The sequence below is a fragment of the Brachyspira alvinipulli ATCC 51933 genome (genome assembly GCF_000518245.1).
Taxonomy (GTDB): Bacteria; Spirochaetota; Brachyspiria; order Brachyspirales; family Brachyspiraceae; genus Brachyspira; species Brachyspira alvinipulli.
This window is the reverse complement of the sequence record NZ_KI912408.1, coordinates 48,454-60,538: the sequence shown is the minus strand read 5'-3', so window position 1 is coordinate 60,538 and position 12,085 is coordinate 48,454. Positions and strand designations below refer to the sequence as shown.

The window sequence follows — 12,085 nt, the reverse complement described above, 5'->3', positions numbered from 1 at the left end:
TAATTATTAACTAGTTTTTTATTTATCGTGCGGTTTATTCGCGAAAAATTTAAATAATGCTAGGGTGGGGCTTTAAAATTCTGTTTAAGCAAATAAGAAAGAAAAAATTAAAATTGCAAATGAAATTAATAAAGAATAATGGGCGGGTTTGTAATAAAAGTTTTAAAATTTAATTACATTTGCCCACCCTTTAAACTTTCAATCTTTTCTCTCATTTCTATATTATTTTTCTTTTTTACTTCTACTGTAATTTTAGCTGCCCGCCCAAGATTTTTTTAAAATTTGGAATGCATACCATACAACGCACGTTAAATTAAATGAAGTTTATAAATAAATTAATAATACAATTTTTATTATATAAAAAATCTATTTACCGTGCGGATAAAATGAACGCTAAATTTAAATTTTTGATGGGCTTGTTTTTTATTTAATCATTTAATGAAAATAATATTAAATATAAAAATAAAATAATAAAACTTAAAGAGTGATAATTAGAGTAAAAGTTTTATTTATACAAATAGAAATATAACTTGTATATAAAAAATTAAAGTTATATTAAAAAGGATTATCTTTATTTTGTATATTGTTAAGCAGCTTTTCTATAATGAATACCAAAGTTTCCTTTTCTTTAGCTGACATATTAGAAAACATTAATTCATTATTCTTTCTAATATCTTCGAATACAATTTCTTTTAGTTTTTTACTTTTTGTTGTGAGATATATTTCTTTATATCTTTTATCTTCACTGCTTACTTTTCTTTTTATAAAACCCTTCTTTTCTAATCTATACAAAGTACCCGCTATGGTAGGATTGCTCAGTCCTAAAAAACCTTCTATATCTCTCTGGTTAACTATTTTATTTTCATTATGATATAGAAACATAATTATATCCATTTGAGACGCAGTTAATTTATGTTTCTCTAAAAATCTATTGAACCTATTATCTAAAGCTGTATGTAATTCTTTTATTAATTTACCTATAAAAATATCTTCCATAAAGTTGACATTATCCTCATATTATATTATATGAAATTTTATATAAAAAACAAGCAGTATACCATTTTATAATGCATTAAATTTTATTTTTCCAAATATGAATATGAGAATTTATATTGAGCAAAAGGTATATAAAATACATCTTTCAAATTTGGACTTTTTAATACAGCAGGTTCAAAATATGCTATAGGTATTATAACAGCCTCATCTTCTATAAGTATTTTTTCTGCTTTGTGTAATTCTTTCATTCTTATATTCTGATCTATAGTTTTGGATGCAATACTTATAGCCTCATCAAATGCTGCATTTGTAAATAATGAGTGATTTTTATATGAATAGCTTACAAACATCCCTAAAAATGTAGTAGGATCATTATAACTTCCAGTCCAGCTTGCACCAGCCATAGTATAATTTCTTTCTGTTCTAAATGCATGAATAAACGGAGCAAATTCCATCTGAGTAAGTTTTACATCTATTCCGAGATTAACTTTCCACATATTCTGAACAGCTTCAAACATAGGTATATCATTGCTGAAAGTAAGGAAAAACTCTAGTACAGGGAAGCCCTCTCCATTAGGATAACCAGCCTCAGCCATTAATCTTTTAGCTTCTTCTACATTTTTTTGATAATCCTCTTTATTGGTGCTTATATATTCACCAGCATTATCTCTGAAATATCCTTCAACATCAGTAACTCCCCAAGGAACTAATGCACCAGCAGGCTTTCCAGATTTAAGTACATTATCTACTATATAATTTCTGTCTATTGCCAATGATAATGCTTTTCTAACTCTTTTATCTTTTAAAGTTGCATTAGTTGTATTTAAAGCATAGTATTGAGTACCTATTCTAGTGGCAATATCGATTAATCCTTCCTCTTTAAGAGTATCTATATCTTGATATGGAAATTGATCAGAAAAATGTAATGAACCTTCTTTAACACCTGCAACAGCAGAATTAGGATTATCCATAAGAACAAATTTAATTTTTTCAGCAACTATAGTATCAGCACCCCAATAATTAGTATTTTTTACAACTGTAATACTTTCATCAGGCTTTCTTTCTTTTAGTACAAAAGCTCCATTACCAACGCAAGTTTTAGGATTTCTAGTCCAGTTATCCGGGTCTTGCTCTACCATATCTTTTCTAACAGGTGAAAATACAGGTAAGTTAACAAGCTCCAAAAAATAAGCTGTAGGATATTCCAATTTCACTTCTAAAGTATAATCATCTATAGCTTTTATACCAAATTCATCAACAGGCATATATCCGCCATTAACATTAGAAAAATTTAGTATAGGTTCAAACAAATAGCTAGGCTCACTGGCTGTATCCGGATCAACAACACGTTTCCATGAATATTCAAAATCATGAGCAGTTAAAGGTTTTCCGTCAGACCATTTTCCATTGGTTCTTAAATGAAATATATACGTAAGCCCATCTTCGGATATATCCCAGCTTTCAGCAGCCCCTGGCTGAATTTCTATATCTTTATATTTTGTGGTTAAACATTCAAACAAATGTGTTACATAAGTAGAACCCTGCAATGTTATATTTAATGCTGGATCTATTGTCTTTGGCTCTGCACCAAGATTTACATATACCGTATTATCATCAATAGACTTATTATTAGAACATGAAATAACAATAACAAAAACTATTAAAATTAAATAAAACTTTTTCATTTTACCTAGCCTTAGTATAGTAGTTTTTTAGTTAGAATTATATTTCATAATTTAGTATTGTCAACTATAAATAAATTTATAATATTACATAAATAATAATATATATTTATTTTTCAGCATTGACAGTAAAATTTAATTAATTATAATATAGACAATTTTAATTAGGAGATTTAATTATGAGGTTTTCGATGTTTTCTAAATTTGTTATAGCTGTTTTGTCATGCATATTAATAGCATCATGCAGTTCTAATACTGCTGATACATCTAGTAATACAGCAGCAGAAAGTACTCATCAGACTATAACTTATACTAAAGATTTCGATACAGCATATTCTAATGAACAGTATCCTACAATTATAGAATTGTATAAGGATGTGCAGCCTGAATATACAAGCGGTATTGAACATGAAGAGATTTATGATGAAAAAGAGGGTTTAGTAAGAGATGTAACTAAACCTATTTTGTATGCATTTAAAGCTTCTTCACCAAATGGATATGGTGTTATAATATTACCTGGCGGAGGATATTATGGTGTTGCTATGCAAAGAGAAGGATTTGATGTAGCAAAATGGTTTAATGATAGAGGAGTTAGTGCTTTTGTACTTAAATATAGAATGCCTAACAAAGTTCATCAAATTCCTCTTGAAGATGTAGAACGCAGTTATGTATTATAAAAGAATTAGCTGGTGAATACGGACTTGATATTTCCAAAGTAGGTGTATTTGGAAGTTCAGCTGGAGGACATTTAGCAGCAAGTTATTCTATATATTCTAAGAATGAAGGAGTACCTGCTTTTGCTATACTATTATATCCTGCAATTTCTTTTGATATGCAAATTGCAAATGTTATATCATCAAGAAAAAATTTAATAGGTGATTTAGAGAATGGACATCCTTTAGAAATACAATATAGTCTTGAAAAACATGTATCTTCTAATACTCCTCCTACTTTTATAGTAGCAGCATTTGATGATAAAGTTGTACCATTAGAACATAGTATATGGTATTTTAATTCCCTTCTTAAAAATAATGTTAAAACAGCTTTACATATATATCCGGAGGGAGGTCATGGATTTGGTATGAATGACTTTAAATATAAAGAAGATTTCTTATATGATTTAGATTCTTGGTTAAAAAAAGAAATTATAAAATAAATAATTTTTATGCCCAATGGAATAACTATTTCATTGGGCTTTAATATTACCTTTCTTTTCCTATCCAAAATAAGTCTTTATTTAAATAACTGCTGTAAAGATTCATTATTTGCAAAGTAAGTCCTATTTCTATACAATCTTCATCAACATCAAATAATCCATGATGGGCTTTATGTGTTATACCTTTTTTTTCATTTCTTGAACCTATATTGAAAAATGCTCCGGGCTTATTTTGTATAAAATAAGAGAAATCTTCAGAACCTAATGAGGGTTTTAATTCCAATACTTTATTATCACCAAGTAATTTTACTGCATTTTCTTTTATAATATTAGAAGCATCTTTCCAATTAATAAGGCTTGGATAATAAACAAGTTCTATAAATTCAGCATCGCCGTCAAAAGAATTTGATATGCATTTTATTACCTTTTTTATTCTATTTTTTATTCTTTGCATGGTTGTTTCTTTTAATGCTCTTATAGTTCCAGTCATCTCTACATAATCGCATATTATATTAGAAGCATTGCCTCCATTTATTGTTCCTATAGTAATAACAGCGCTGTCTTCTGCTTGAATATTTCTGCTTATTATAGTTTGTAAATCATTTATTATTTTTGATGATATTATAATAGCATCAACACCGCCTGCAGGATTGGCTCCATGAGAACTTTTACCATAAACTTTTATTTTGAAATCTAAACATTCCGCATTTACAATACTATCATTTATTTGAATATATCCTGTATCTATATTTGAAGAGACATGAAGGGAATATATAACATTTACATTTTCTAATGCATTTTCTTTTATCATCTGCAAGGCTCCGCCTACAGTTTCTTCTGCCGGCTGAAATATCAGTCTAATATTACATGGCGGAATTATTTTATCATTATTATTTGAAAATATATTAGCTATTCCCATATTAATTGCAGTATGAACATCATGTCCGCATGCATGACATACACCTTTATTTTTTGAAGCGTAATCGCAATGCTTTAAATCATTTATAGGTAACGCATCCATATCAGATCTAAAGCCTACTGTAAAACTTTTATCTTTTCCATATATGTCTGCTATTATTCCTGTGCCTGCAATATTTGTTTTATGTTTTATATTGTGATAATTCAAATACTTAGATATTATATCCATTGTTCTAAATTCTTCAGATGATAATTCTGGATTTGAATGTATATCTCTTCGTATATTTATAAGTTCTTGTTTTATATCTTTTATTTTACTTTTTATTAAATTTAATTCTTCCATGAAATTTATTATATATTGTTAAATATTAACTTCAATATATACTATAGATTTATAGTATTTAATTAAATGGGGTAAATCTTGATTGAATCTATTATATTAAATGATAATAATGCAGATGAATATTTTTTATTTACAAATGATTCTTTTTTAATTGTTTATAATAAAAAAGCTAATGAATATAAGCAATTAATAAAAATAAAAAATATAAATGCCAATAAAGAAACTATAGTTTTAAAATTAATGTATCCCTATATATGTCTAACTGAGGAGAAAGGATTAAATTCTGCAGTTGTAAATATAGAAACATTAGATACTATTTATCTAACAAGAGAAGATTATCATTCTGAGGTGTCAAGCTATTCAAATGAATTTTGTATTATTAATAATGAAATACATCTTATTACCCAAACAAAATGGAATATGATTAATATAATGTATTTAAAAACTAAAGAGATGATAACAAATATAAACAGAGATGAAAAACAATTTGGTATAGATTATTTTCACAGTAATTTATTAGTATCAAAAGATTATAAACATTTTTTATCTAACGGCTGGGTATGGAATCCTATAGATGCTATTAGTTGTTTTAATGTTGATGAGTTTTTGAAAAAGTATGAAAAATGCAAAGTAGATGTTGTTAATGAATATATAAGCGGTTATAATTGGGACAGACCTTTAACTTTTATAGATAATAAAAAATTTGTTTTGGCTTGTGATAATACAAATTTTGATGATGAAAATTTCATTTATTATAAATTAATGTTTTATAATATAGATGATATAAAAACAGATGATGATAATGAATATAAATATTTAGAAAGCTATGAAAGTATAGAGGCAAATTTATTTAGTGTAGATAAAAATAATGAAGTACATGGAAAATTATATTGCTATAAAAATAATTTAATAGCTTTAGATTTTCAGGATAATTGTATGAATATTAATTGCTATAATATTGAAAATGGGGCATTAAAAAATATATCAACATTATATAACAATAATTGTTTTTTTAATGATAATTTTGGAATAGTATATTATCATGAAAATAATATTATAAAAGAGATAAATATTAATGATTATTTATTATAATTCAAATGCTTCTTTTAAAAATATTCCTACACCATCTTCATTATTTGAAAGTGCTATATAATCAGCTTTTTGTTTAACTCTTTCTTCGGCATTACCCATAGCAACACCAGTTCCTGCATACTCTATCATTTCTATATCGTTAAAATTATCTCCAAAAGCAGCAGCATTTTTTATAGATATTCCTTTTTTTTCACAAAGCCATTTTAAAGCATTTCCTTTATTAGCTTCTTTAGATATTATTTCTAAGAATTTATCTCCAGAAAAGCAAGAATTAACATTAATATTAGAATCTATTTCTTTTTTAAGTTTATCCAAAATATTTCTTTCACCTAAAATGAGCATTTTATCAAAGTTATAATCATTTATATTTTCTAATCCGTATACTACATTAACAGTTTTTTCTATTTGAACATAGGATTTTATATAAAAATCTTCTTTTGAAATGATGTATTTTCCATTGTCATATACATGAATACATACATTATAATTTTTTGATAATTCTATAACTGTTTTTGAAACATTTTCTTCAAGTGTTTTTCTGTATATGATATTCCCTTCATTATCAGCTATAGAGGCACCATTAAATATTATTGAATAATTATTATTTTGAAGAAGTTTATTATAATTTTTTAATCCTTCAAATGGCCTTCCGCTTGATAATATAAGCTCTACATTATGATTATTAATAAGCTCTAATAATATTTTTTTATTATACTCGCTGATTTCTTTATTATTATTTAGCAATGTTCCGTCTAAATCTGTAGCTATTAATTTGATTTTGTTTTTTAAAGTATCCATAATATATAATCATATCATAAAAATTATAATTTTTGAATACTGAATATTGTAAAATATAAAATTATAATCCTTTATATTTATTTGACAAATTTATATTAACTATACCATAATGGATATTTTTCAATAGAAGTATTTATAAACATATCTTTAATATCTGTATCATTATTTATTTTCCAAACATTTAAATCCTGATTGAAATTTACAGCGTTTTTAAACATACAAAGCATAGATTTTACACTGCTTACATTCCATTTATCTAAAGGCTGATTAAAACTCCCAGCTCCGTAAAACATATAGCTCATATCCATTACATTTGAAACATCCCAGTCATTAATATTTATATTGAAATTTTTTATATTATGAAACATTGATTTCATTGTGATAACATTAGAGGTATCCCATTTCTCTATTCCTGAAAAATATATTCTTACATTGTAATTCTCATATTCATTGTAAGAACCTTCAAAACATGCAAAATTAGGCTTATCAAAAAGCATAGACATGTCGGTTATTAATGAAGTATCAATATCTCCTAGATAAATATTATTATTTTCTATTAAACTTCTTAATTCTATTTTATTTTTTGGTGTATACACAATTAAAATCCTAATATTTGATTAATAAAAAAGTTCTTCTTTTTTGAAATCAATTATCATCAAAACAAGCCAATAGTATATAAATCTATTTTCAACCATTTTATTTTCACTATTAGTAAATGATATATCAATTTTAACAATATCTCCATTACTAATATATTCATCAAACTCTATTTTAATAGTAAATTTATCTTTTTTAAAATCTTCAAAATAAAATATACTCTCTGAAAATTCATAAATAGCATTCATAGAATATCTGTTTGTAAATGCTTTTAAACTTGAATAAACTATTTCCATATTTTGAAGTTTTTTTATTGACTTGTCTAAATTTTCAATATTAATGATTGGAAATTGATTTATAGGCTGTGATATCTCATAATCATTTAAATGCATTTTCCATTTTGTAATATCTTCTTTGCTTAAGTCAAATACACTGGATAAATTAATATAACAATTTTCATCTATTACAACATTATTATCATCACAATCAGTATAACTGCTGTCTCCTAAATATCTGAAAGAAGTTTTGAAGATTAAATTTTCGTCATACAGATTCCAAATTAAACTATAGGCATATTTATTCATTATAGGATTATCAATAAAAATTTCTTTCCAGAATTTATAATTATATTTTTTACCGCTTATTAAAATTTTTATTAAATTATAATTCTGACTTTTTAATATATTAGGAATCTCCTTTCTAATATGTTTTATCTCTTCTTTTACATTTTCTGGAAAGTATTTGGGAGTGGATTTTAATTGTTTTTTATTATTAATATCAAATAATTCTACAGTGTTATTGTTCTTAAGAGAGATTTTATATTTATTATCATTTACCTCTATGATTTTTTCTCCTCTTTTATTAAATCCAAAATCATATACTACCTTGAAACCTAATTCATATAATTCTAAATTCATTTTTTCGGCAATAGAATTTAATAAGCTGATAGACTCTTTTTTAATTGAAGATTTTTTATTTCTAGCAAAAACATTATATAATAAACTTAAAGCAAATTTACTATCAGTATGCAATGCTAAAATCTTCATAAATAATAATGAACTATTTTCTCTATTATACATTTCAATTAATATATTATCATCAGCATATACACCAGCAACTATAATAGAAACATCTTTTTTTAAATTAATATATATTTCTCTTATACAATTTTTAAAACTTGTTTCATCAAGAAAATTAATAATATTATCAAGTGTTTGTATTTTATAAATATATTTTTTCAAATTAAAATATTGTAAATAAATATACTTTATTATTTTACCACTTATAATTTTTGATTTATCTTTATCAAAAACTTTTATTTCTTTTTCTTTGATTATATCACCAATAAATTTTAATTTTGTATTATTCTTTTTATCATAGTGATTATTTACAAAATTTTCTATATCCTCTATGTTATTAAACGTTACTGCATCATCATTATTAGTTTTTAATTCTGCTAATTCTGTATAAAATTCATTTTCAAGCATTATTTTAAAATCAGTGTATATTTTATTATTATAATTAATGATGCTTTTATATGCTTCTTTTACATTATTTTTTATTATTTCAAGCTGTTCAATCTTTGATGATTTTTTCTTTGCTGTTACATATTCAGCAACTATAAATTGTATAGGGATTTTATTATTTTTTTCTAATAAAGATTTTTCAAATACTGAATCTGCATTCAATACATTAGATAAATTCCAAGAAGATAAATCTTGATTAAACATCAATGCCTTATAAAACATACTAGAAATATTTTCTAATTTTATAGTATTCCATTTATCTAAAGGATTGTTAAAACTTTTTGCATTATAAAACATGGAACCCATATATTTTACGTTAGAAATATCCCAATCATTTAAAGACTTATTAAAATTATAAGCACCTGCAAACATAACTGTCATATTTTCAACTTTAGAAACATTCCATTTATTTAAAGGCTGATTAAAATTTTTACATTGATAAAACATATTACTCATATTTTTAACATTAGATACATTCCAATTATTAATATCCTGATTAAATTTAATACAAGTAAAAAACATTCCTTCCATGTTATTTACTTTTGAAGTATCCCACTTGTCTAAAGGCTGATTGAATCTAGTGCAGCCTGAAAACATTCTTTTCATATTTTCAACTTTAGAAACATTCCAATTATTTATATTGATGTCAAAATCGTTATTAAATATACTAAAGGTAGATTCCATATTAATAACATTTTCTGTATTCCAATTTTCTATTCCTGAATAATCTTTTCTATTAGTTTTTGAAAATAAATGCGACATGTCTGTTATTAATGAAGTATCAATATCTCCTAAATATATATTATTATCTGCTATTAATGCTTTTAATTCTTCTTTATCTTTGGGTTTATATTTGTACATAATTTAAATATTAAAAAAATTATTAATTTTGATTATCTGAATTATTATTTTCAATATTTTTGTTAGTTTCTATACTATTATTATTTTCTTCATTATTTTCTGATTGAGCATTATTTGTCTCATTATTATTATTTTCTTCTTTTGTTGTTTCTTCTGATTTAGGCATAAGAGTTTCATCTCTTTTAAATACATATATTTCTTTGAATCTCATCTCTTGTTTAAGCAGAATTTCTTTTTCTTTAACTAGCTCTAACATAGCCAAAAAGAATGTAACAAGCTGTCTTTTAGTAACACCGTCTTTAAATAACACAATAAAAGGAAAAAATGCACTTTCCGAAAGTTTTATACGTATCATATCGATTGCATTATCTATATGGAAATTTGACATACCTGAAAGTACCGCTAAATCTGTTTCCGGAACAAACTGCACTTTTGTAAAAGCATAAACTAAATCATAAAGGGTAATATCTTTCCAAGCAACCTCATTGTCTTCAATAGATTCTATATTTTGAAAGAATTTAACCCTTTCTGTATCTTTACGTTCAAATATAGAATCTGATACATCCTGAAGTCTGTCAAGCTCTTCTGAAACCATTTTGTATCTTTGGAATTCAAGCATCTGTTCTACTATTTCAAATTTAAGCCTGTCTGTAAATTTATCATCATCCATATCATGAGGAAGAAGCATTTTAGATTTATATAAATGAAACTCAGAAGCTACTACTAAAAAATCTCCTGTAGAATCTAAATTTAATGCAGCCTGTGCTTTTAAATACTCTACAAATTGATCTATAATTTCTAATATAGAAACTTCGTATATGTTTTTTTCGCTTCTTTTAAGCATATCAAAAAGTATAGAAAGAGGGCCCTCGTAATCTATACTGGATAATGAAACAGTAAATTCCCTATAATCAGGTTTATTATCTGAAATTTCTTCTTTTTTTGAATTATCTGCATTTAGGGAATCTGCATTATTATTTTCTTGTTGCGTTTCGTTTATATTTTCTTCCATAATGGAATATAATATATTATTAAAAACATAAAAATTCAAGTATATAGTTTTTAATAATATTGACAATAAAGTAAATTTTAATATTATCTAGTGTATAAAATTTATTTTATAAGGGGTAATAAATGAACAAAATAAATATAGGGTTTATAGGAGCAGGACATATTGCAGAAAAAATGGCTCAAACTATTTCTAAAATTAAAGAAGTAGAATCTTATGCTGTAAGTGCCAGAGATTTAAAAAGAAGTAAATCATTTGCTAAAAAATATGGATTTAAAAAATTTTACGGTTCTTATGAAGAAATGCTTAAAGATGAAAAAGTTGACTTAGTTTATATAGCAACTCCTCATTCTCACCATTATGAACATATAAAATTATGTTTAAATAACAATAAGCATGTTATATGTGAAAAGGCTTTTACAGTTAATACTAAACAGGCAAGAGAAGTATTGGTACTAGCTAAAAAGAAAAAACTTCTTCTTGCAGAAGCAATTTGGACTAGATATATGCCAAGTAGACAAATTATTAATGATACTGTAAAAAGTGGAATAATAGGTAAGGTAACTTCTCTTACTGCCAATTTGGGATATGTAATTAATAAAGTTCCTAGATTGATAGAACCTGAATTAGCAGGAGGAGCTTTGCTTGATGTTGGAGTTTATACTATCAATTTTGCATTAATGGTTTTTGGAAATAAAATAAAGAAGATAGATTCATCATGCGTAAAAACTAGCAAAGGTGTAGATGAACAAAACTCAATAACATTAACATTTGATGATGGAAAAATGGCTGTATTAAATAGTACGATGTCCGCTTTAACTAATAGAGAGGGTGTCATAAATGGAGATAAGGGCTATATTGTAGTAAAAAATATTAATAATCCTGAGAGTATAACTGTTTATTCATTAGACAGAAAAGTTGTAAAAACAATAAAAGTTCCAAAACAGATAAGCGGTTATGAATATCAAATACTTTCTTGTGTAGAGGCTATCAACGCTGGAAAATTAGAATGTAAAGAAATGCCTCATGAAGATATTTTAAGAGTAATGAATATAATGGATACATTACGCAGAAGCTGGAAAATAAAATATCCTTTTGAAAAATAAT

11 protein-coding genes are annotated in these 12,085 nt (G+C 25.2%); 4 read left to right on the top strand and 7 right to left on the bottom strand.

Going from position 1 to position 12,085, the window contains the following annotated elements:
* Positions 1 to 555 precede the first annotated feature (555 nt).
* Together T324_RS0115670 and T324_RS0115665 are read right to left on the bottom strand one after the other, a co-directional pair.
* Entirely contained in the window at positions 556 to 996 is a 441-nt protein-coding gene (locus tag T324_RS0115670; protein ID WP_028331111.1) for a MarR family winged helix-turn-helix transcriptional regulator, read from the bottom strand.
* Positions 997 to 1,079: 83 nt separating this feature from the next.
* The gene (locus T324_RS0115665) at positions 1,080 to 2,681 is read right to left on the bottom strand and encodes a peptide ABC transporter substrate-binding protein (protein WP_028331110.1); all 1,602 of its coding nucleotides are present in this window, start codon (positions 2,679 to 2,681) and stop codon (positions 1,080 to 1,082) included.
* 176 nt (positions 2,682 to 2,857) lie between these two features.
* Here T324_RS0115665 and T324_RS17830 point away from each other — a divergent pair, with 176 nt between their 5' ends.
* The gene (locus tag T324_RS17830; RefSeq protein WP_156920183.1) at positions 2,858 to 3,355 is read left to right on the top strand and encodes an alpha/beta hydrolase family protein; all 498 of its coding nucleotides are present in this window, start codon (positions 2,858 to 2,860) and stop codon (positions 3,353 to 3,355) included.
* Entirely contained in the window at positions 3,349 to 3,834 is a 486-nt protein-coding gene (locus T324_RS17825; protein WP_084548686.1) for a prolyl oligopeptidase family serine peptidase, read from the top strand. Before T324_RS17830 ends, T324_RS17825 begins: the two co-directional genes overlap by 7 nt.
* A gap of 46 nt (positions 3,835 to 3,880) precedes the next feature.
* Here T324_RS17825 and T324_RS0115655 read toward each other — a convergent pair whose 3' ends face one another.
* Positions 3,881 to 5,095: a M20 metallopeptidase family protein gene (locus tag T324_RS0115655; protein ID WP_028331109.1), complete on the bottom strand. Its 1,215-nt coding sequence runs from the start codon at positions 5,093 to 5,095 to the stop codon at positions 3,881 to 3,883.
* Positions 5,096 to 5,173: 78 nt separating this feature from the next.
* Here T324_RS0115655 and T324_RS0115650 point away from each other — a divergent pair, with 78 nt between their 5' ends.
* The gene (locus tag T324_RS0115650) at positions 5,174 to 6,187 is read left to right on the top strand and encodes a hypothetical protein (protein WP_028331108.1); all 1,014 of its coding nucleotides are present in this window, start codon (positions 5,174 to 5,176) and stop codon (positions 6,185 to 6,187) included.
* Here the strand turns inward: T324_RS0115650 and T324_RS0115645 are convergent.
* The 4 genes from T324_RS0115645 to T324_RS0115630 all read right to left on the bottom strand — a co-directional run bounded on the left by T324_RS0115645 (position 6,182) and on the right by T324_RS0115630 (position 10,981).
* Positions 6,182 to 6,985 (bottom strand): Cof-type HAD-IIB family hydrolase, encoded by an 804-nt coding sequence (locus T324_RS0115645; protein WP_028331107.1) that lies wholly within the window; start codon positions 6,983 to 6,985, stop codon positions 6,182 to 6,184. The two genes, T324_RS0115650 and T324_RS0115645, sit on opposite strands and share 6 nt — an antisense overlap.
* A 95-nt stretch (positions 6,986 to 7,080) precedes the next feature.
* Positions 7,081 to 7,581, bottom strand: coding sequence for a BspA family leucine-rich repeat surface protein (locus T324_RS0115640; RefSeq protein WP_028331106.1), 501 nt, complete (start codon positions 7,579 to 7,581; stop codon positions 7,081 to 7,083).
* Between the two features lie 21 nt (positions 7,582 to 7,602).
* On the bottom strand, positions 7,603 to 9,969 hold the full coding sequence (locus tag T324_RS0115635; protein WP_028331105.1) for a BspA family leucine-rich repeat surface protein: 2,367 nt from the start codon (positions 9,967 to 9,969) through the stop codon (positions 7,603 to 7,605).
* Between the two features lie 22 nt (positions 9,970 to 9,991).
* Positions 9,992 to 10,981, bottom strand: coding sequence for a segregation and condensation protein A (locus T324_RS0115630; RefSeq protein WP_028331104.1), 990 nt, complete (start codon positions 10,979 to 10,981; stop codon positions 9,992 to 9,994).
* Between the two features lie 122 nt (positions 10,982 to 11,103).
* Between T324_RS0115630 and T324_RS0115625 the strand changes: the two genes are divergently transcribed.
* Positions 11,104 to 12,084, top strand: a complete 981-nt coding sequence (locus T324_RS0115625) for a Gfo/Idh/MocA family protein (RefSeq protein ID WP_028331103.1) — start codon at positions 11,104 to 11,106, stop codon at positions 12,082 to 12,084.
* Position 12,085: the final 1 nt, after the last annotated feature.

Bases quoted from the DNA above. Each gene is read 5' to 3' on its own strand.
- T324_RS0115670 (WP_028331111.1), bottom strand. From the start codon at position 996: ATGGAAGATATTTTTATAGGTAAATTAATAAAAGAATTACATACAGCT.
- T324_RS0115665 (WP_028331110.1), bottom strand. From the start codon at position 2,681: ATGAAAAAGTTTTATTTAATTTTAATAGTTTTTGTTATTGTTATTTCA.
- T324_RS17830 (WP_156920183.1), top strand. From the start codon at position 2,858: ATGAGGTTTTCGATGTTTTCTAAATTTGTTATAGCTGTTTTGTCATGC.
- T324_RS0115655 (WP_028331109.1), bottom strand. From the start codon at position 5,095: ATGGAAGAATTAAATTTAATAAAAAGTAAAATAAAAGATATAAAACAA.
- T324_RS0115645 (WP_028331107.1), bottom strand. From the start codon at position 6,985: ATGGATACTTTAAAAAACAAAATCAAATTAATAGCTACAGATTTAGAC.
- T324_RS0115635 (WP_028331105.1), bottom strand. From the start codon at position 9,969: ATGTACAAATATAAACCCAAAGATAAAGAAGAATTAAAAGCATTAATA.
- T324_RS0115630 (WP_028331104.1), bottom strand. From the start codon at position 10,981: ATGGAAGAAAATATAAACGAAACGCAACAAGAAAATAATAATGCAGAT.
- T324_RS0115625 (WP_028331103.1), top strand. From the start codon at position 11,104: ATGAACAAAATAAATATAGGGTTTATAGGAGCAGGACATATTGCAGAA.